This is a genomic window from Pantoea sp. B623 (assembly GCF_024814475.1).
Taxonomy (GTDB): Bacteria; Pseudomonadota; Gammaproteobacteria; order Enterobacterales; family Enterobacteriaceae; genus Pantoea; species Pantoea ananatis.
Genome location: NZ_JANUXM010000004.1, coordinates 1,578,959 through 1,600,541, shown reverse-complemented (window position 1 = coordinate 1,600,541; position 21,583 = coordinate 1,578,959). Strand labels below are relative to the sequence as shown.

The following is a 21,583-nucleotide window of genomic DNA, read 5'->3' as shown; positions in this document are numbered from 1 at the left end:
TCCATTAGGCATAATTGGCGCAGTCAGCTTGCGTACCTGCCACGCAAACCCGTCAACGGTAGGGTGGTAGCAACATACGCAATATGGCCAGTTAACTAGCCTAATGGGATAGGCTCAGCGTCTGACCCGCCGGAAATCCAATAAGAGGTCATGATGAGTACAGAGATTAAAACTCAGGTCGTGGTACTTGGGGCAGGTCCTGCAGGTTACTCTGCAGCTTTTCGTTGCGCTGACTTAGGTCTGGAAACCGTACTGGTTGAGCGCTACAGCACCCTCGGCGGTGTCTGTCTTAACGTAGGCTGTATCCCGTCTAAAGCGCTACTGCACGTTGCCAAAGTGATTGAAGAAGCGAAAGCGCTGGAAGAACACGGCATTGTGTTTGGTCAGCCGCAAACGGATATCAACAAAATCCGCAGCTGGAAAGAGAAGGTGATTAACCAGCTGACTGGCGGTCTGTCAGGCATGGCAAAAGGTCGTAAAGTCAAGGTTGTTAACGGCCTGGGCAAATTTACCGGTGCGAATACGCTGGTGGTTGAAGGTGAAGGTGGTGCAACCACCATTAACTTCGACAACGCCATTATCGCTGCGGGCTCACGCCCAATCGAGCTGCCGTTCATTCCTCATGAAGATCCTCGCGTGTGGGATTCAACCGATGCGCTGGAACTGAAAGAAGTGCCTAAACGTCTGCTGGTCATGGGCGGCGGTATTATCGGTCTGGAAATGGCGACGGTTTACCATGCGCTGGGTTCAGAGATCGACGTGGTTGAAATGTTCGACCAGGTTATCCCGGCTGCCGATAAAGACGTGGTGAAAGTCTTCACCAAACGTATCAGCAAGAAATTCAACCTGATGCTGGAAACTAAGGTGACCGCCGTTGAAGCAAAAGACGACGGTATCTATGTTTCAATGGAAGGTAAAAAAGCGCCAGGCGAAGCCCAGCGTTATGATGCGGTTCTGGTGGCAATTGGTCGCGTGCCAAACGGTAAGGGCATGGATGCAGATAAAGCCGGCGTTGAGGTTGACGACCGTGGCTTTATCCGCGTTGACAAACAAATGCGCACCAACGTGCCGCACATCTACGCTATCGGCGATATCGTCGGGCAGCCGATGCTGGCGCATAAAGGCGTGCATGAAGGCCACGTTGCGGCAGAAGTCATTTCAGGTCTGAAGCACTACTTCGATCCGAAAGTGATTCCGTCCATTGCCTATACTGAACCAGAAGTTGCCTGGGTAGGTCTGACCGAGAAAGAAGCGAAAGAGAAAGGCATCAGCTACGAAACTGCCACATTCCCGTGGGCAGCATCCGGCCGTGCTATTGCTTCTGACTGCGCAGACGGTATCACCAAACTGATTTTCGACAAAGAAACCCATCGCGTTATCGGTGGCGCCATCGTCGGTACTAACGGCGGTGAGCTGCTGGGCGAAATTGGTCTGGCCATTGAAATGGGCTGTGATGCAGAAGACATCGCATTGACCATCCATGCGCACCCGACCCTGCATGAGTCAGTAGGCCTGGCCGCTGAAATCTTTGAAGGCAGCATCACCGATCTGCCTAACGCGAAAGCGAAAAAGAAATAAGTTTCAGAACTGAAATAGCGGCCCCTTATGGGGCCGTTTTTTTATGGCTTAGATTCAATCGGATAATGAAAGGAATAAAAGAAAGGGCGCCTGTGCTAACACGTTTACACGGGCAAAAATGGCGTAGTCAATCCCGCCATTAACGCATTTTTTACTGTCTGGTTTCGTTATTCAAGACAGCCAAAAGTTCAGTACTCATTATTCTGAGGCGAAGTTCACATAATGAACGTCAATTTGATAAACGTAATCCTAAGAGCATTGACCCGCTGAAAACAAGCGAGCCTTATTTCGACTTGATGGTGGCACCTCTCTTGATTTTATCGTGCAAGGGGTTAGCGCTTGCAGTGTTGAGGTATCAGGGTTTCCCCGCTCGCACGCGTTAAAATTATTGTGAGCGGTTCCTGTCTCTTTCCACCTCAGGTTCTCACGTCAGGCAGAATGATTCAGGTACCCAACCGCAGTCTGCGCATGTAATATTTCAGTGTCTCTTTATATTTTATTGGATTATTTAGTGAACCATTAATAAGATCGTCAGAGGTTAATGCATCCTGGTCAAAAGGTTTTTATATTTATTTTTTTGCGCCTTTTTAATTTTTTTAACGCGAGATCACGTTGTTATTCAATTTTTATGATTGCCTGCTTCGTTATTATTAAGGCGTAGCCAGTCAATAAAATGCCGCAACGGCGCAGAGACATAACGCCTGCCAGGATAATACAGCCAGAAGCCATCTGCATGTTGGGTAAAGCCACTGAGCAGTTCAACGAGTGCGCCGCGCTGCAGATGGGCGCTGACCACGGCTTCCTGTAAGAAGGCGATCCCTGCCCCTGAAAGGGCGGCCTGCAAAATCCGCTCGTTGTTATCCAGCACCAGCGGGCCACTGACCGCGACCTCCTGCCTTTGCCCCGCGTGCCAGAATTCCCAGCGATAGCGTCGGCCACTGGGGAAGCGGCGTTCGATGCAGGGAAATGCAAGCAGTTCATCCGGCGTTTGTGGTGCGCCATGACGTTCGATTAAGGCCGGGCTTGCGACAACCAGAGTGCGCATTGCCGGGCCAAAGGGCAGGGCAATCATATCCTGTGCCAGCACATCGCCATAGCGAATGCCTGCATCAAAACCCGCTTCCAGAATATCGACCAGCGCATCATTACTGTCAATTTCCAGCGTGATTTCCGGATAGCGCTGGATAAACGGCAGAATCAAGCTTTCAAAGAACAGTGTTTCAGCAGAACGCGGCATATTGAGTTTCAGCTTGCCGTGTGGACGCGCCCGCCAGTCATTAAGTTCATCCACGGCCTGAGAGAGTTCGACCAGCGCGGGTTGAATACGCTGGAGAAAATGCGCGCCCGCTTCGGTCAGGGAAACGTTGCGAGTGGTGCGGTTAAGCAGCCTCACGCCGAGCCGCTGCTCGAAATGGCGCATTGCATGGCTGAGTGCCGAGGGCGTGACGTTACGCGCCTGCGCGGCTTTGCGAAAGCTACGATGGTGCGCAATCGCACAAAACATTTCCAGTTCCTGAATCGTTGCCCGGGATAGCGTCATTGATGAGTTTTTCTCACTGAATTAGAAAATTAAGCACAATTGTTGTTGCGATTGATGAGGATTATAACAATAACACCGCAATAATGAGGAAGATGTCATGCAACAACGTCAATTAGGTAATCAGGGTTTACAGGTATCAGCACTCGGGCTGGGCTGCATGGGCATGACCTTCGCCTATGGCAACACGGATGAGTCACAGGCATTAAATACGCTCTCCCGCGCATTTGAACTGGGCATTAATTTTCTGGATACCGCTGAGATCTACGGGCCCTTCACAAACGAAGCGCTGATTGCAAAAGCCCTTAAAGGCCGCCGTGATAGCGTGACCGTTGCGACGAAATTTGGTTTTAGCATTAGCGGTGCCGGTCAGGGCTGGGAGAACATGACCGGTGTGAACAGTCAGCCACAGCATATTCGCGAGGCAGTAGAAGGATCTTTGACGCGTCTCGGCACCGATCATATTGACCTGCTTTATCAACATCGTTTCGATCCCGCGGTGCCGATCGAAGACGTGGTGGGCACGATGGCAGATTTAATTAATGAGGGAAAAGTGCGCTACCTCGGCCTGTCGGAAGTGTCTGCCGCCACGCTGCGCCGTGCCTGTGCCGTACATCCGATTTCGGCCTTACAAAGCGAGTACTCACTTTGGACTCGCGATCCCGAGCAGGGCATTCTTGCTACCTGCCGCGAACTTAACGTCGGTTTCGTGCCTTACAGCCCTCTGGGCCGCGGTTTTCTGACCGGTAAGCTGGCAGCGGTGACCGACCTTGATCCGCATGATTTCCGCCGTGGCTTGCCGCGTTTCCAGCAGCAGTCACAGCAACATAACCAAAAGTTAGTGGATCAACTGATGGAGATGGCGCGGGGTTATGGTATTTCTGCGGCTCAACTGGCACTGGCGTGGGTTTTAGCGAAGGGTGAGGATATCGTGCCTATTCCGGGAGCAAGCAAAGTCCACCATCTGGAAGAAAACTGTGCCGCCGCGTCAGTTGCCCTGAAAAAGGTCGACATCGACATGCTGGATACTGTGTTTGCCCCGGAAAACATTCGCGGTGAGCGCTACGCCAATGCAGAATACGGTATGATCGACCGCTAAACGTAATCGGGTATGACTGTGTTAGCAGGCGGGGCTTTACGCCCTGCTTTTTTTCCGTTTACACCGGATTAGTTAGCGCATTCTGCTACAGAAAACCCTAATGTTGCTTTTTTGTAAACAGATTAACAAGGCGGTTAAATCCTGCTATGCTGCCCCACGCGGAACCGGGCACCTTACCCTACTCATGGAATGCGTTGTCATCAGGGTGCACCGGAAACCCATACAATGAGAGCGAGGAGAACGTCGTGCTAGAAGAATACCGTAAGCACGTTGCCGAGCGTGCTGCCCAAGGGATCGTACCTAAGCCATTAGATGCTTCCCAAATGGCCGCGCTGGTTGAACTGCTAAAAAATCCACCTGCGGGTGAAGAAGAATTTTTGACCGATTTGTTGGTCAACCGCGTACCACCCGGCGTCGATGAAGCGGCGTATGTTAAAGCAGGTTTCCTGGCTGCTGTCGCCAAAGGCGAAACAACCTCTCCTCTGGTATCTCCTGAAAAAGCTGTTGAACTGCTCGGTACCATGCAGGGCGGCTACAACATCCATCCTCTGATTGAAGCATTAGATGATGCGAAACTCGCACCGATTGCGGCAAAAGCGCTTTCCCACACGTTGCTGATGTTTGACAGCTTTTACGACGTTGAAGAAAAAGCCAAAGCAGGCAATCCACACGCGAAGCAGGTGATGCAGTCGTGGGCGGATGCCGAATGGTATCTGTCACGTCCTGAGCTGGCTGAAAAAATTACCGTTACGGTTTTCAAAGTCACGGGTGAAACCAACACCGATGACCTGTCTCCGGCACCGGATGCCTGGTCACGTCCTGATATCCCACTGCATGCCCTGGCGATGCTGAAAAATGCCCGTGAAGGCATTGAGCCGGATGAGTCAGGCAACATCGGTCCGATCAAACAGATCGAAGCACTGCAGGCTAAAGGTTTCCCGCTGGCCTATGTGGGCGACGTTGTGGGCACAGGTTCATCCCGTAAATCGGCCACCAACTCGGTGCTGTGGTTTATGGGCGATGACATCCCTAACGTGCCGAATAAGAAAGGCGGTGGTGTTGTTCTGGGCGGCAAGATTGCGCCTATCTTCTTCAACACCATGGAAGATGCCGGCGCGCTGCCGATCGAAGTGGATGTGAACGACCTGAATATGGGTGATGTCATTGATATCTATCCGTTTAAAGGCGAAGTGCGCAATCACGAAACCGGCGATCTGCTGGCCAGTTTTGAACTGAAAACCGACGTGCTGATTGATGAAGTGCGTGCCGGTGGCCGTATTCCACTGATCATCGGTCGTGGCCTGACCAGCAAAGCGCGTGAATCCCTGGGGCTGCCTGTCAGCACCGTGTTCCGTATCGCGAAAGACGTGGCGGAAAGCTCACGTGGCTACTCACTGGCGCAGAAAATGGTTGGCCGCGCCTGTGGCGTGGACGGCGTCCGTCCGGGTGCCTATTGCGAACCGAAAATGACCTCGGTAGGCTCGCAGGATACCACCGGTCCTATGACCCGCGACGAGCTGAAAGACCTGGCATGTCTGGGCTTCTCTGCCGATCTGGTGATGCAGTCGTTCTGTCACACGGCGGCTTATCCTAAGCCAGTCGATGTGAACACGCACCACACGCTGCCAGACTTCATCATGAACCGTGGCGGCGTTTCCTTGCGTCCTGGGGATGGGGTAATTCACTCCTGGCTGAACCGTATGCTGCTGCCGGATACTGTCGGCACCGGTGGCGATTCCCACACCCGCTTCCCAATCGGTATTTCCTTCCCGGCAGGTTCGGGTCTGGTTGCCTTTGCGGCAGCGACCGGCGTTATGCCACTGGATATGCCGGAATCGGTACTGGTACGTTTTAAAGGTAAAATGCAGCCCGGCATTACGCTGCGCGATCTGGTTCACGCCATTCCGCTGTATGCGATTAAGCAGGGCCTGTTAACCGTTGAGAAGAAAGGCAAGAAGAACATCTTCTCCGGTCGCATCCTTGAAATTGAAGGTCTGCCCGATCTGAAAGTGGAGCAGGCGTTCGAACTGACCGATGCGTCTGCTGAGCGTTCTGCTGCAGGCTGTACCATCAAGCTGGATCAGGCGCCGATCAAAGAGTATCTGACATCTAACATTGTCCTGCTGAAATGGATGATCTCAGAAGGCTACGGCGATCGTCGTACGCTTGAGCGCCGTATCGAAGGCATGGAGAAATGGCTGGCGGATCCACAGCTGCTCGAAGCCGACGCCGATGCAGAATATGCTGCGGTGATTGACATCGATCTGGCGGAGATCAAAGAGCCGATTCTGTGCGCGCCAAACGATCCCGACGATGCGCGTCTGCTGTCAGATGTGCAGGGCGAGAAGATTGATGAAGTCTTTATCGGTTCGTGCATGACCAACATCGGTCACTTCCGCGCGGCAGGTAAGTTGCTGGACAGCCACAAAGGCCAGCTGCCAACCCGTTTGTGGGTCGCACCACCGACCAAAATGGATGCGGCACAGCTGACGGAAGAAGGCTACTACAGCGTGTTCGGTAAGAGCGGTGCGCGTATCGAGATCCCGGGTTGTTCACTGTGCATGGGTAACCAGGCACGTGTCGCCGATGGCGCAACGGTCGTTTCGACCTCAACCCGTAACTTCCCGAACCGTTTAGGTACAGGGGCTAACGTCTACCTGGCTTCTGCGGAGCTGGCGGCGGTCTCATCACTGTTAGGTAAGCTGCCAACGCCAGATGAGTATCAGCAGTTTATGGCGCAGGTGGATAAAACGGCTAGCGATACCTATCGCTATCTCAACTTTGACCAGTTGAGCCAGTACACTGAAAAAGCGGATGGCGTGATTTTCCAGACCGCCGTCTGATTGCTGATCGTTGGTCCATTTAAGAGGGACGCTCTGGCGTTCCTCTTTTTTTATGCCTGAAAAGTGTCATGAAGGAAGCCGGATGTGTGCGCTAAGCAGGTGCATGGTAATGAAAATAGCGGTATAACAGCGCGAGTGACTGATAGAGAGATAAGATCATGGAGTATGAATTTCTACGTGACATCACGGGCAAAGTGAAAGTTCGTATGTCGATGGGACATGAAGCACTGGGCCACTGGTTTAATGAAGAGGTCGAGCACGATGCCAGCGTGCTGGATGAGGTAGAAGCGGAAGCCCATAAATTAAAAGGAAGTGAACGTCAGTGGCAACGTATCGGGCGGGAATACACGCTGTGGATGGATGACGAAGAGGTGATTGTCCGCGCGAATACGCTGAATTTTGAAGGCGATGAAATGGAAGAGGGCATGAATTATTACGATGAAGAAAGCTTATGCTTCTGCGGTATGGAAGATTTTCTGGCGGTCATTGCTGCCTGGCGGCGCTTCATGCAAAACAGATAATACCGGTGAGTATTGCAGGCCCTGTGGTTCCCCTCCGTATTGATTGATTATGCTCAACTAACCGCGCGCTATTCTGCGATTCATGCCGCAATTTTCCTCTTAATGATTTAATATCATCATGGTGATTATAATTAATCATAATGGTGATAATATGGATATTAAAGCAACAGTTGAAAAAATCCCGGGCGGTATGATGGTTGTCCCGCTGGTTTTAGGGGCCATCGTGAATACGCTCGCGCCCGAAGCCTTACAGGTGGGCGGCTTTACCACCGCGCTTTTTAAAGAAGGTGCACCTGCTCTGATTGGGGCATTTTTGTTTTGTATGGGCGCAGGGATATATATCAAAGCGGCACCCAAAGCCTTGTTGATAGGCGGTGGCGTCACGGCAAGCAAGTTTCTTGTTGCTGTGGCCGTGGGCTTTGCTGTGGATACCTTTTTTGGCGCGGAGGGGCTGTGGGGACTGACGTCGGTCGCCGTCATTTCGGCCATGAGCAATACGAATGGCGGCCTTTATGCTGCGCTCGCGGGGGAGTTTGGCCAGGACAATGAAGTCGGCGCGACCCCCGTGATCTCCCTTAACGATGGTCCGGTACTCACCATGATTGCCCTGGGCGCGGCAGGGATGGCAAATATTCCTGTCATGTCGGTGGTGGTGGTGATCGTCCCCATGCTGCTGGGCATGTTGCTCGGTAATCTCGATCCAAAAATGCGCGATTTTTTGTCTCAGGGCGGCCCGATACTGATTCCCTTCTTTGCCTTTGCGTTGGGCGCCAGCATTGATTTTGCCATGCTGCTCAAAGGCGGGCTGGCTGGCATTGTTCTGGGGAGCTTAACCACGCTCGTCGGCGGCTTCTTTAATATAAAAGTCGATCGCTTGTTAGGTGGCAGCGGAATTGCCGGCGCGGCGGCATCCAGCACGGCGGGCAATGCTGTCGCCACGCCTGTTGCTATTGCTCACGCCGATCCCGCCCTGGCGGACGTCGTTGCGTCGGCCACGCCGCTGGTCGCGACGTCCGTCATTGTTACCGCAATTTTAACGCCCATGCTGACCTCATGGGTGGCAAAGAGTAATCAGCAGCGATCGCTGTCATCCACGGAGAAGTTATGATGAAAATGCTTGTCATCGCCGACGATTTTACGGGCGCAAACGATACCGGTGTCCAGTTGGCCAAAAAGGGCGCACGCACCGAAGTGATGCTGACGCCACAGCAGAAACCCTCGCGGCGGACTGACGTACTCGTCATCAACACGGATAGCCGGGCGCTTAGCGCAGAGCAGGCGAGCATTGCCGTTACTCAGGCGCTTTCTGCCTGGCTGGGCACGACGCAAAATAACGTACTGATTTATAAAAAAATCGACTCGACCTTGCGGGGGAACCCCGGGGCAGAGATTGCCGCGGCTATGGCGGCAAGTGGTGCCACGCTGGCGATCGTTGCCGCGGCCATACCTTCGGCAGGCCGCATCACGCGCCAGGGTGAGTGCCTGGTGCACCAGCGTCCGTTGCTGGAGACAGAGTTTGCCAGCGATCCTCGCACCCCGATTATTTCGTCGCGAATCAGTACGCTTATCGGCTTACAGACTCGTCTGCCGGTGAGTGAAATGTCGCTGGACGTGGTAAGAGGCGGTGAGCTACGTGCCCGGCTTGAAAGTCTGGCCCGGCAGGGAGGGGGCATCGTGGTCATGGATGCCGAAAATGATAACGATCTGACGCTAATTGCCCAGGCCGCCCTGGCCATGACCCAGCCCCCTTTATTGGTCGGTGCGGCGGGGCTGGCGAATGCACTTCCGGCTGAAAGTTACATGACTATGCATCAAACTCTGCCCGTACTGGTGGTGGCAGGCTCAATGAGTGAAATGACCCGACGTCAGGTTGAGCAGGCGCAGCGCTCAGGACGCGTTGACGTTGTCAGAATTGCGGTACAAACCCTTCTGGGGCCTAAAGATGAGTGCGAGCATATCGTGGCCCAGGCGTGCGAGATTCTGATGCAGAACAGGCACTGTGTTCTTCAGACCAGCAGCAGCGTTGACGATCGTAATCAGATTGATGCTCTGACCGCGCACTACGAACTGAGTCGTGAAGCCTTAGGTGAAAAGCTGAGTCAGCGGCTGGGAGAGATCACGTTGGCGATTCTCGATCGTGCTCGTACCGGCGGCCTGTTTCTCACCGGTGGGGACATCGCTATTGCGGTGGCTAACGCATTGGGCGCTGAAGGTTATCGTATTCAGAGCGAAGTCGCTCCCTGTATCCCCTGCGGTACCTTCGTGAACAGTGAAATTGATGACCTGCCGGTTATTACCAAGGCGGGGGGATTTGGCACAGACAGTACGCTATGCGAAGCCCTGCACTACATAGAAGAGTTGTATCTCCAACCCTAAGCCCGGGCCTGTACATCGGCGACGTTGCAGTCGATGTGCAGGTTAAAATCGATTTCAGAGAGCACAAGGTAGGGCTGATTTGTATTAAGAGCACGGGGCACAGGGCAATATTTAACGCCGCGCGCGATGTTCTGTTTTATTAAAATATAACCTTTCACCAAAAAGATGAGGAGATGACAGGCGGTTTTGACATGAGTGATAACATTTAATTGGTTAATAATGCGATGGCGCTAAGTCAAATTAACGTTGCACTTTATTCCTTCAACGCAATGTTGTAAGCATTTTCATTCTCATCTCTTTTAAAAGTCTTTGATTTTAATCTCTTTTATTTCGGTGGGTTAATTCACGCTCCGCTGAAGCTGCATAGTGATAGATAAGCATCTCTGCGATTTTTTGAAGTGGCTTAAAATTAAAAAGGTAACGCAGTGGAAATTTCAGCAACTGCGTTAATAATCAACTGGACATTAATGCGTTTATATTGGCGTCACTCATTTTTGGGTGCGTTAACAGGCTTTTCATTAAATTTACATGCCTGATTATTAATGTTTTTGCCATTAGTCTCAGTTAATTAATGGAATTTATTTATTTTTTTCCACTCGCGGAGAAATTATGCTCAGCAACACATCTATCAGAACACGACTCTATATTGCATTTGGCGCGATTACGCTGGTCATGATTGTCGTTTGTGGCCTGTTTTATGCCGGGTTTGGCCGGGTAACACAAGCCAGCCAGCTTAATATTCATACTTATCAGGTTGTTGAAGGATTAAACAAGGCCACCGAAAACCTGCTTAATATGGAGACGGGGGTGCGTGGTTTTGCGCTCAACGGCAAACCGCAGATGCTGGTCCCGTTTAATGAAGGAAAACAGGCATTCAGTCGATATATAGAGAGTACGCATCAGCTGACCCAGGATAATCCGGAACAGCAGAAACGTTTAGTTGATTTGGAAAACAGACAAAAGGCCTGGCTGGAAACCTATGCCCAAAAGGTGATCGATGCGCGCGAACGCCTGAATCAGGGCTCGCTGGATCAGCAGCGCTTTTTTGAGCTCTTTGCCTCGGGTGAAGGGAAAGTTCAAATGGATGCGATGCGCTCTGTCATTGAGTCAATGATTGCCACTGAAAAATCGTTGCTGCAGGCCCGTGCAGACGAGTTAATCACTGAGCGTACAAAGACCAGAATGACGTTAACAGGCGGGCTGGTGCTTTCGACAGCCATCTCATTGGTGCTGGGACTGCTTATTTCCCGTAGCATTTCCCGTCCTCTGACGCTGGCGGTGAATACGGCTGATACCATCGCCCGGGGCGACCTGACCTCCGTCATTACCGTGGATCGAAAGGATGAGACCGGCAAGCTGCTTGCGGCGCTGGCCAATATGCAAAATCATCTGCGGACACTGGTTTCTCAGATCAAAGATTCCGCTGCGTCGGTTGAACTGGCAGCCAGCGAAATTGCACAGGGAAATACAGAGCTCTCTTCCCGCACGGAGGAGCAGGCTGCCGCGTTGCAGCAGACGGCAGCCAGTATGGAGCAGATTACCGCTACCGTGCGCAATAACACTTCCGTCGCAGAATCCACCGCCTCTTCGGCTCGCGAGACGGAATCGCTGACCCGCGCCAGTGAAAAAGCCGTCAATGAAATGAGTCAGACCATGCACAGCATTTCGGTGAGTGCGGCCAAGGTCAAAGAGATTACGGCGGTCATTCAGAGCATCGCGTTTCAGACGAACATTCTGGCGCTGAATGCCGCCGTTGAAGCAGCAAGAGCAGGTGAACATGGTCGCGGTTTTGCCGTGGTGGCGAGCGAAGTCCGGACGCTGGCTCAACGCAGCGCCTCGTCGTCACGAGAAATCGGCACCCTGATTGAAGAAGCCGTCAGTGGCGTCGAGAAAGGCGTAAAAGCGGCAGATAATACGGCACACAGTATTCTTAAAGCCGCGAGCGAGGTCGCCTCGCTGGCACAATATATGGATGGGCTGGCTCTGGCATCGGTAGAACAAATGCAGGGCGTTTCGCAGGTCAGCGTGGCTGTGACCCAAATGGACAGCGTAACGCAGAGCAACGCGGCGTTGGTCGAACAGTCCGCTTCTGCATCCCAGTCGTTAACGGAACAGGCAAGGAGCCTGAGAGTATTAACGGCCGCGTTTCAGATCTGATGCCCATCGGCCAGCCAGGGTAAATCATGCCTGGCTGGCTGTGCCGGATGGCTTAACGGGTCAGAAAGTTTTCCAGTTCGTGACTTTTATTGCCCGCTTTATCAAATTGCGCCGCGTAGTAATCGCAATTATGTTTCTTATGGCGTGAAAGCACCGCCATTTTCCGGATTTCCTTTATCCCTTTTCCTTTCAGCCCACAGGCCAGCCGCTCAAGTGCACGGGCGTTTTCAAACTGATCGAACGCGCGGGGATAGATCAGTTGGGGAACGCCATTCTTGAGTAACTGCGCGGTGGTGCCAATACCGCCATGATGAATGGCAAATAAGCACGTTTCGACAAGGGCAATATTCAGTTGAGGTACGGTCATCACGTCATCGTTCACCGACAAGGTGGTTGCTGTTGGCGTAACAAGTACGCATTTTAACCCCTCAGCTTTTAAGTCCTGCAATATCTGGCTAACGGACTTTTTCTCAGCCAGTGCCCAACTGGTAAAAAACACCACCGTTCGGGAGTCAATAAAGGCGGTAATCTGTTCGTCATCCGTTGATGCACGGCTTTTATTAAGCATAAAACCAGCGTAAAACCCGTTAGGCGCTTTTTTCTGATAGAACCAGGGTTCATATAACACGATCGAACGCTGTCCACCGCTCACCCAGTCAGCATAAATATTTCGACAGGCGGGCAGGTGATTGTCGCGGCGTAATTTGTCCAGCGTATCCTGAAGTGCGGGTGACACCAGTGCGCGTTGAAATAAGGCCAGTTTCCAGTTCAGATTCACTCGCAGGCCTTTTTCCAGCGCGTTAATCACGCGCCCGGGCTGCAATTTTAAATTTGAATTGGTCAGGCTGATTGCATATTTCTTAATCTGGTATTTGTCACTTACCGCTTTTGCAGCGAAGCACCATAAAGAATGAATGATAATGCAGTCATCATCCACAAGGGCGCTCATGGCATTGAACATGGCTTCCTGCTGTTCCGCCATATAGTGTGAGATACGTTTCAGAGAGTGCTTTTTTTCCCACAGCGAACGGTCCTGTACCGCGTTGACGTACGTTTCTTTATCGCCTACCGCAACAAAGGAAAGTCCGCGAGAAACGGCTTCTGACCTGAAGTAATCGTTAGCGAGCAAATAAACATCGTGATTTTTTTCTTTCAGAAGCGATCCAATTTCAATACAGGGAAAGACATCGCCAGCTGAGCCGAGTGCGCCAATGATCACTTTCATTTCAGACACCAATCTGGTTAAAAATGGTGTTAAAGGCGGCAGCCGTACGCTCCCGGCTAACTTTTCCTTCCAGATCTAAAAAGTGTCCCGCATCTCTGATCTGATAAAAGCAGGTTTTGTCCGACTCGCCGCAAATCTTTTCAATGTTTTTCTGCGGCGTATGAATATCCAGATCGCCATTGATAAAGTGAAACTGACATGCCGAATTATCGATAATACTTTTGTAGTCATGATTGCGAATATTAGCGATTTGCTCAAGGTGGAAGCGCCCCTGGCGGTACTCAATTTCATCCAGCGTGGTGAGGTGTCTGAAATTGCAGAATTTCATTTTGTTCGGCAAATAGGCGCCGACTTCTTCGTTCATCAAATGCGCAAGATCGACAAATTTTTTCTCTTTTGAGTACAGATTTGCCTGTTTAACGTAGGTGCGCATTCGATCGTTAAATTCGAAAGAGTAAGACGCAATAATGGCGTGTTCCAGGCCATCTTCGCCGTTATTTAACAGCTTCAGCGTCGATGCGCCGCCCCACGAAGCAGAGGCAATAATGTTAGGCTTATAGATTGAAATAATTTCCCGAATGATCGCCACTTCATCATCCAGCGTAACGATATTACAGTCCTGCTCATTGTAGGGTTTCGATTTGCCGGAAAAAGGCAGATCGAACGTAATCACATCTGATTTATCCGCCAGAAACCGCTTCCAGTTCCGAAAGGAAGACGAGGTCGCCAGCGCGCCATTTATCAGGATGGTCCTGTTACGTGTGGGCACGCTGCATTTCACTAATTCCACATAAACGTTAAGTTTGTTTATGTTTATAACAGAGTATGCGTGACTCATATCACTCTCCTTACCAACGATTACCCGCGAAAAGTAAATTTTTTTAATGTATATCACAGGGTGATGTGATCATTAAGTTATTTTTATGTTTTATTGGTTTTTTTAATGGGATTATTTTTATACCTATGATAGTTAAGGTTTTTAATGGGGTTTTAGATGACTAACCTTAAATGGCTTACTTTTAATCAAAAATTAATCTTATGTTTTCTTGCGATATAATGTGATCTTCCTCATGGAAAAAGCATTGGTTAGCGTGGCGTAAAGCGATGCAGTTTGTTAGGTCACATCATTTTCATTACAGAAATTCATGTTAAATAAATTAATGATTTTGACGGATCTGGATTGGTTTTTTAGTGTTTAGTGCTGAATATTTGAATTAATACCTGTGTTGTAGCGGAAAAGAGACAAGAACGGCCGGAGGAGGGCAGCGATGACAGCGCTGAGCAGGAGAAAGTGAGACGCGGGGTTCTGCGCGTATTACAAGAAAAGTGCTCGCGGCCACCAGGCGATAAAGCCACCAGAAGAGGCAAATTAACCGGACGGCGGCCATCCTGGTTTGCAGCGCATAATAAGTCCTGTTCTGGTTGAAACGGGAAGAGGCATGGATAATGACGAAGGAGAAAATGGCCCCCAACGCAGGGGGCAGGGCAGCGGTAGGGTGACTAGTACGTTTTTAATCCCACTGACGGAATATTTCTGCCGTAGTAAATCTCACGCATTTCCTTCCACAGCAGGTCGGTAATACGTTTATGCTCCTGAGGCGTCAGATCTTCAGGGCGGGTATTGAAAAGATAGTGTTTTAAATCGAACTCTTTTAATAACATCTTGGTGTGAAAGATGTTTTCCTGGTAAACGTTAACATCCACCATGTCGTACATGCCCTTCATGTCTTCAGACATAAAGTTCTGAATAGAATTGATTTCATGGTCGATAAAATGTTTCACGCCGTTCACGTCACGCGTGAAGCCGCGCACGCGATAATCCACCGTGACGATGTCTGACTCCAGCTGATGAATCAGATAATTAAGCGCCTTAAGAGGGGAGATCACGCCACAGGTCGATACTTCGATGTCGGCACGGAAGGTGCAAAGGCCGCCTTCTGGGTGGCTCTCTGGATAGGTATGTACACAGATATGACTCTTATCAAGGTGCGCAACGACGGAGTTGGGCAGCGGACCCGGATGTTCTGACGTATCAATATCTTTGGGATCGATGGGTTCCTCACTGACCAGAATGGTCACGCTGGCACCCTGTGGCTCATAATCCTGACGGGCAATATTCAGGACATTTGCGCCAATGATGGAACAGGTTTCGGTCAGAATTTCTGTCAGGCGATTGGCATTATATTGCTCATCGATATAAGCAATATACCCATCACGTTCAGCTTCAGTATTTGCATAGCAAATATCGTAGATACAAAAACTCAGGCTTTTGGTCAGGTTATTGAAGCCATGTAGTTTTAGCTTTTGCAATTTTATTCACCCCCTTATAAATGCCCAGTCAGCGCGGGTCTTCCAGTGCATTCAACAGATATTGTGGCAGGGCAAAGCTGCCAGTATGAATCGCCGGTGTATAGTAACGGCAGCGCAAGCCAGAGGCTTCGAAACGCGCCTGTAACAGGGCCGCGTCGGGCTGGCGCAAAGCAGGATTGTCGCTGGCCCAGGCAAACGTCATGATCCCGCCATAGTAGGTCGGGATAGCCGCCTGATAAAAGCTGACATCCTGGAAGTAGTGGCTGAGTTTACGATGGCTGTTCACTGCCTCATCCTGCTGCAGGAAGCAGACGCCGTTTTGTGCAACGAAAATACCGTTCTCATTCAGGGCTTTTTTACAGCCTGCATAGAATTCAGAGGTAAACAGGCTTTCGCCCGGACCGATGGGATCGGTACAGTCTGAGATAATAACGTCAAACTTTTCAGTGGTGTGATTGACGAAATTCACGCCGTCATCGATAACCAGATTGAGACGCGGATCGTCGTAAGCGCCGGCACTGTGATTGGGCAAATACTGACGGCAAAAGGTGACCACGCCAGCATCAATCTCGACCATTGTGATTTTTTGGATATCAGCGTGGCGGGACACTTCGCGCAACATGGCACCGTCGCCGCCGCCGATGATCAGCACGCTTTTTGCCGAGCCGTGAGCCAGCAACGGCACGTGCGTCATCATCTCGTGATAGATAAACTCATCACGTTCGGTTGTTTGCACCACGCCATCCAGCGCCATGACGCGACCCATGGCCGCGTTTTCAAAGATGATTAAATCCTGGTGGGCCGTTTTATCCCGATAAAGCTGTTTATCGACGGTAAAATACTGGCCAAAGCCGGCATGAAGTGTTTCATACCACATCTCATTTTGGGCCATGATGAAGCTCTCCTTTCGTGACATCACCCCGAAAATCGGCGGGACATCATAGCTAACTATGATAGTCCTTGCACGGGCAAATGTCTGGTGGGAGAGCGGGCTGGCGCGCTACTTTACATAAGCAAGCAGGCTGAGAGAATCCCGGGCCAACGACTTACATTTTTGGTCATTAGCAATCGCGATGCCGCTTAAATCACGATAGCTGGCTTCGCCGAGGGCTTTCATGTTGTAGTTGTTGTAATTGCTTAAGTCCCAGCGGTTCTGCTGAGCAAAAAACACCAACGCCTTACGAATCTGCGCATCGGGCAAATCCTGGTAGCCACAATCATTTTTTAAATAAACGAATACGGCAGTGAGATCGGCAAGATCTTCTGCTTCGGATTCGCTCAGGGCAAAGCTGGTGGAGGAGAAGCCGAAGAGTCCCGCCAGCAGCAGGATCTTGATGCTTTTCTTCATAGTTATTCTCATCAGATAATTGTCTTAAGACGTTAGCACAGTTATGTAAAGATTTTCGATCAATTTACGCTTTTCGGGGCATTCTGTCCGGCTATGCTTGACCTTGCCATAAGGGCAGGGTTTAGGCTTCAGGTAATTTCGTTACAAGGATGCTGATTATGCAACGTCGCCACTTTTTGAAACTCAGCGCGGCACTGGGCGCGGCGGGTGCGCTGCCGCTCTGGAGCCGCTCGCTCATGGCCGCTACCCGACCGCCGCTTCTTATCCCCGCGTTGCTGGAGGCGGATGCGAATGGCCTGTACAGCCTGACGGCGATGGAGGGCACGACGCAGTGGCAGGGGAAAGCCGTACCCACCTGGGGCTACAATGGCAGCCTGCTGGGCCCGGCCATTCGCCTGAAGCGCGGTACGACAGCCACCATCAACATTCATAACCGGCTTAAAGAAGCGACGACGCTTCACTGGCACGGGCTGGACATTCCCGGTGAGGTAGACGGCGGCCCACAGGGCGTCATTGCGCCGGGTGCGATGCGTCAGGTGACCTTTACCCCGGATCAGCCTGCGGCAACCTGCTGGTATCATCCGCATCTACACGGCAAAACCGGCCATCAGGTCGCTCAGGGCCTGGCGGGGTTAATTTTGCTGGAGGATCAGCCGTCAGGTACGCTCCGGCTGCCCAGCCAGTGGGGCACCGACGATGTACCGCTTATCTTTCAGGATAAGCTGCTGAGTCAGTCTGGCGAGCATATCGATTATCAACTTGACGTGATGCGGGCGGCGGTGGGCTGGTTTGGCGACATGATGCTGACGAATGGCGTGCAGTATCCGCAGCACGCCGTGCCGCGTGGCTGGCTACGTCTGCGCCTGCTTAACGGCTGCAATGCCCGTTCGCTGCATATCGCGGCCAGCGACAAACGTCCCCTGTATGTTATCGCCAGTGACGGTGGGCTGCTGTCGGAGCCGGTGAAAGTGGATTCACTTCCGCTGCTCCCTGGTGAGCGTTTTGAGATCATGGTCGATACCTCTGACGGCAACGCCTTTGATATCGTTACGCTGCCGGTCACGCAGATGGGCATGACGCTGGCACCTTTCGATCGCCCCCTGCCGCTGGTGAATATCTTGCCGCTGCGGATCATGGCCAGTGCAACTTTACCCGACCAGCTCGCCACGCTGCCAGCTGTGCCAAAAACAGAAGGCCTGACAACGCGCTGGCTGCAGCTCAGTATGGATCCCCAGTTGGATCAGCAAGGTATGCAGGCGTTAATGGCGCGTTACGCTGAGAAAGCCATGGGCAAAGGAGGGCAGCACGCTATGCCAATGGGCAACGACGCGAGCGGGATGAAACATGACAGCGGCGCAGAGACGATGGATCACCAAAATATGGACCATGGCGCAATGTCCGCTGCCGCCTATGATTTCCATAATGGCAATAAAATTAACGGTCTGGCATTTGATATGACGCGTCCCGCCTTCAATGTGAAGCAGGGCGCCGTGGAAAAATGGACCATTTCCGGCGAAGGCGACAGCATGCTGCATCCTTTTCATATTCACGGTACGCAGTTCCGTATTCTTTCAGAAAACGGCAAACCGCCCGCCGCCCATCGTCAGGGATGGAAAGACATGGTGAATGTCGACGGCTGGCGCAGTGAAGTACTGGTGCGTTTCAATCACGCCGCCGCCGCCGATCATGCTTATATGGCCCACTGCCATTTGCTGGAGCATGAAGATACCGGGATGATGCTGGGCTTCACCGTGACCTGATCAGGCTTGTTCAAGGGCCAGTCGGATGTCTTCTACCAGATCTCCGGCATGTTCGATGCCGATCGATAAGCGTATCGTCGCGTCGGTAATACCGATGCGCTCACGGACTGCATCCGGCACGCCAGAATGCGTGGTTGTGCCGGGATGGCTGGCAAGTGACTCGGTGCCGCCCAGGCTAACGGCCTGCTTAAACAACGCAAGCGCATTGAGAAAGCGAAACGCGGCAGGTTGTCCGCCCACGATATCAAAAGAGAAGGTCGAGCCGGCGCCGCTGCACTGCTCGCGATACGTTTTGCCCGCGGGGCTTTCTGCATCCAGATAGGGCAACCAGTGCAACGCTGCTACCTTAGGATGCGGCTGCAGAAAGGCGGCAACGGCTTCGGCATTGCGAAAGGCTTTTTCCATGCGCAGCGACAGCGTTTCCAGCGAACGGCCAATCATCCAGCTTGAGTGCGGATCCAGTTGCGTACCGATAGCGCTTCGCAGGGCGCGAATTTGCGTCATCAGCGTTTTCTTACCCATCACCGCGCCAGCGATCAGGTCAGAGTGCCCGCCGACATATTTCGTCAGAGAATACAGCGATAAGTCCGCCCCCAGCGTCAGCGGCTGTTGAAAAATCGGGCCCAGCAAGGTGTTATCACAGGCGATGACCGGACGCGAACCCTGATGCCGATCGATCTCGTCGGCGATGCGCCCCATCAGCGCAATATTCACCAGGCTGTTGGTGGGATTCGCCGGGGTTTCCACCAGAATCATCGCGACGCGCCCCTGCGCCATCGCACGATGAGCCGCATCACGCACTTTTGCTTCATCGTGTCCGTCGCTGAAGCCGACCGCCTGAATGTCCAGATTGTGCAGTGTCTTACTCAGCAACGTTTCCGTGCCGCCATACAGCGGCTGCGAATGCAGAATGACTTCTCCCGGTCGTGCAAAGGTTAACAGCGTTGTCGAGATAGCCGCCATACCGGAAGCAAACAGGGCACAGCTTTCCGCCTGTTCGTAAATGGCCAGGCGATCTTCTACGATCTCGCTGTTGGGATGATTAAAGCGGGAATAAACCAGTCCGCCGCTTTTGCCTTCCGGAGGCTGACGACGGCCTGAAACATAGTCGAAAAAATCGCGGCCTTCTTCTGCGCTGTCAAAAACAAAGGTAGAGGTAAGAAACACGGGCGGCTTCACGGCACCTTCCGACAGGCGAGGATCGTAGCCATAATTCAGCATCTGGGTTTCAGGATGCAGTTGACGATCGCCAACGTGAGTTTTCTTACTTGAGGGTGAAGTCATTGAGATCTCCCAATAAGGTCGTTAACTGCATAACGATATGTTGATAAAATCCTATCATGCAGCAATTAATGCTGTTAAATGCTGTGTTGTTCTAAGGTAATGCTGAGTGTGCAACTGCCAGACGACAGGTGAAGATTTTTACTACACGTAAACGTTTGCTTTTTCCGCGCGGCATCAGTACGCCTTTCTACTATGATAGACTGCGTGGCTTTGTGAGCTACCGGGCAAAAGGCAATGAAACATACTGTTGACGTAATGATCCCTGAACAGGCAATCGCCGCGCGCATCGCTGAACTGGGCAAAGAAATCACCGACCATTACCGCGACAGCGGCAGTGATATGGTGCTGGTGGGGCTACTTCGTGGCTCATTTATGTTTATGGCTGATTTATGCCGCGTCATTGACGTTCCGCACGAAGTGGATTTTATGACCGCATCCAGTTACGGCAGCGGTATGTCCACGACCCGGGATGTGAAAATCCTGAAAGACCTGGATGAAGATATTCGCGGCAAAGATGTTTTAATTGTCGAAGACATTATCGACTCCGGTAACACGCTTTCGAAAGTGCGTGAAATCCTGCGCTTGCGTGAGCCAAAATCCCTGGCGATTTGTACGCTGCTGGATAAGCCTGAACGTCGGGAAGTCAACGTCAACGTTGAATACGTCGGCTTTTCTATTCCCGATGAGTTTGTGGTGGGCTTTGGTATTGATTATGCGCAACATTATCGCCACCTGCCTTACATCGGCAAAGTGGTGCCGCTCGAAGACTGAATGCCGTTGACCGCACATTCTTCCAAGGCCTGAGCCCGTCGTTTCGTGTAGGCTTGTCGCGCAACAGCGTTACTGGCGCTGAAAATCGCCCTTAACTAACAGATTAGCCATGCCGTGACGATAGCGTTGTTCAAGATTCTCCCGGCTGCTTGCTGTCACATCAAGATTGCGCAGGCAGCCATCCTGGATACCGTAAACCCAGCCATGGAGCGACACTTTGCGTCCACGTTTCCAGGCGGATTGCAGAATCGTGGAATGCCCAAGATTATAAACCTGCTCAACAACGTTGATTTCGCAAAGTTTACCCAGGCGTTTATCCGGCGAGAGTTCCCCCAGTAACACGCTATGCTTGTACCAGAGATCGCGAATGTGCAGCAGCCAGTTATCTATGAGACCCAGCTCCGGGTTATCCATAGCGGCCTGAACACCACCGCAGCCATAGTGGCCGCACACGATGATATGTTCAACTTCTAACACCTCTACCGCGTACTGCACCACAGAAAGGCAGTTGAGGTCGGTATGAATGACCAGGTTGGCGACGTTGCGATGAACAAACAGTTCGCCGGGCTCAAGGCCGGTAAGGCGTTCGGCGGGCACGCGGCTGTCTGAACAGCCAATCCAGAGGAAACGCGGTTTTTGCGCCTGAGCCAGTCGCTCAAAAAAGCCGGGATCTTCTTTGACCAGTAATGTGGACCATTCGCGGTTATTACTGATCAGGGTATCAATATCTGTCATGGCGTTAAGCAACCTGTTACTGCGCATTTGCGTGCGCGT

17 protein-coding genes are annotated in these 21,583 nt (G+C 51.8%); 9 read left to right on the top strand and 8 right to left on the bottom strand.

Translation table 11 applies throughout. The features are described from left to right. Window positions 1–153 precede the first annotated feature (153 nt). Complete coding sequence (gene lpdA, locus NXS97_RS09390; RefSeq protein WP_014606575.1) at window positions 154–1,578, top strand: dihydrolipoyl dehydrogenase; 1,425 nt, start codon at window positions 154–156, stop codon at window positions 1,576–1,578. Between the two features lie 619 nt (window positions 1,579–2,197). On the opposite strand, the gene NXS97_RS09385 is transcribed toward lpdA, so the two are convergent. Next, window positions 2,198–3,118, bottom strand: coding sequence for a LysR family transcriptional regulator (locus tag NXS97_RS09385; protein WP_105077131.1), 921 nt, complete (start codon window positions 3,116–3,118; stop codon window positions 2,198–2,200). A 97-nt stretch (window positions 3,119–3,215) separates the two neighbouring features. On the opposite strand from NXS97_RS09385, the gene NXS97_RS09380 reads away from it, so the two are divergent. From NXS97_RS09380 to NXS97_RS09355, 6 genes are all read left to right on the top strand, one after another. Continuing rightward, window positions 3,216–4,214 (top strand): aldo/keto reductase, encoded by a 999-nt coding sequence (locus NXS97_RS09380; RefSeq protein WP_013024641.1) that lies wholly within the window; start codon window positions 3,216–3,218, stop codon window positions 4,212–4,214. 245 nt (window positions 4,215–4,459) lie between these two features. Then, on the top strand, window positions 4,460–7,057 hold the full coding sequence (gene acnB / locus NXS97_RS09375) for a bifunctional aconitate hydratase 2/2-methylisocitrate dehydratase (protein ID WP_085980279.1): 2,598 nt from the start codon (window positions 4,460–4,462) through the stop codon (window positions 7,055–7,057). 158 nt (window positions 7,058–7,215) lie between these two features. Then, window positions 7,216–7,578, top strand: coding sequence for a protein YacL (yacL, locus tag NXS97_RS09370; protein WP_013024643.1), 363 nt, complete (start codon window positions 7,216–7,218; stop codon window positions 7,576–7,578). 151 nt (window positions 7,579–7,729) lie between these two features. Beyond that, window positions 7,730–8,686, top strand: a complete 957-nt coding sequence (locus tag NXS97_RS09365; protein WP_139366895.1) for a 2-keto-3-deoxygluconate permease — start codon at window positions 7,730–7,732, stop codon at window positions 8,684–8,686. Continuing rightward, a complete protein-coding gene (locus NXS97_RS09360; protein ID WP_031283385.1) occupies window positions 8,686–9,954 on the top strand; it encodes a D-threonate kinase in 1,269 nt (422 codons plus the stop codon). The genes NXS97_RS09365 and NXS97_RS09360 overlap by 1 nt, the downstream gene beginning before the upstream one ends. Window positions 9,955–10,563: 609 nt before the next feature. Beyond that, window positions 10,564–12,111, top strand: a complete 1,548-nt coding sequence (locus NXS97_RS09355) for a methyl-accepting chemotaxis protein (protein ID WP_014606568.1) — start codon at window positions 10,564–10,566, stop codon at window positions 12,109–12,111. 52 nt (window positions 12,112–12,163) lie between these two features. On the opposite strand, the gene NXS97_RS09350 is transcribed toward NXS97_RS09355, so the two are convergent. The 5 genes from NXS97_RS09350 to NXS97_RS09330 form a co-directional block, all read right to left on the bottom strand. Then, a complete protein-coding gene (locus NXS97_RS09350; protein WP_116220022.1) occupies window positions 12,164–13,336 on the bottom strand; it encodes a nucleotide disphospho-sugar-binding domain-containing protein in 1,173 nt (390 codons plus the stop codon). A gap of 1 nt (window position 13,337) precedes the next feature. Continuing rightward, window positions 13,338–14,105: an alpha/beta fold hydrolase gene (locus NXS97_RS09345; RefSeq protein ID WP_259232006.1), complete on the bottom strand. Its 768-nt coding sequence runs from the start codon at window positions 14,103–14,105 to the stop codon at window positions 13,338–13,340. Between the two features lie 731 nt (window positions 14,106–14,836). Continuing rightward, the gene (gene speD, locus NXS97_RS09340) at window positions 14,837–15,646 is read right to left on the bottom strand and encodes an adenosylmethionine decarboxylase (RefSeq protein ID WP_013024649.1); all 810 of its coding nucleotides are present in this window, start codon (window positions 15,644–15,646) and stop codon (window positions 14,837–14,839) included. 28 nt (window positions 15,647–15,674) lie between these two features. Continuing rightward, window positions 15,675–16,538: a polyamine aminopropyltransferase gene (speE, locus tag NXS97_RS09335; protein ID WP_014606566.1), complete on the bottom strand. Its 864-nt coding sequence runs from the start codon at window positions 16,536–16,538 to the stop codon at window positions 15,675–15,677. A gap of 108 nt (window positions 16,539–16,646) precedes the next feature. Then, window positions 16,647–16,994 carry a YacC family pilotin-like protein gene (locus NXS97_RS09330; RefSeq protein ID WP_014606565.1) on the bottom strand — a complete coding sequence of 116 codons (348 nt, stop codon included), beginning with the start codon at window positions 16,992–16,994 and terminating at the stop codon, window positions 16,647–16,649. A gap of 158 nt (window positions 16,995–17,152) precedes the next feature. Here NXS97_RS09330 and cueO point away from each other — a divergent pair, with 158 nt between their 5' ends. Next, window positions 17,153–18,754 carry a multicopper oxidase CueO gene (cueO, locus tag NXS97_RS09325; protein WP_259232003.1) on the top strand — a complete coding sequence of 534 codons (1,602 nt, stop codon included), beginning with the start codon at window positions 17,153–17,155 and terminating at the stop codon, window positions 18,752–18,754. Here cueO and NXS97_RS09320 read toward each other — a convergent pair whose 3' ends face one another. After that, a complete protein-coding gene (locus NXS97_RS09320) occupies window positions 18,755–20,038 on the bottom strand; it encodes a cystathionine gamma-synthase family protein (RefSeq protein WP_013024653.1) in 1,284 nt (427 codons plus the stop codon). Between the two features lie 234 nt (window positions 20,039–20,272). On the opposite strand from NXS97_RS09320, the gene hpt reads away from it, so the two are divergent. Then, on the top strand, window positions 20,273–20,809 hold the full coding sequence (gene hpt, locus NXS97_RS09315) for a hypoxanthine phosphoribosyltransferase (protein ID WP_013024654.1): 537 nt from the start codon (window positions 20,273–20,275) through the stop codon (window positions 20,807–20,809). Between the two features lie 69 nt (window positions 20,810–20,878). Here hpt and can read toward each other — a convergent pair whose 3' ends face one another. Beyond that, window positions 20,879–21,544, bottom strand: a complete 666-nt coding sequence (gene can, locus NXS97_RS09310) for a carbonate dehydratase (protein ID WP_181901434.1) — start codon at window positions 21,542–21,544, stop codon at window positions 20,879–20,881. Window positions 21,545–21,583: the final 39 nt, after the last annotated feature.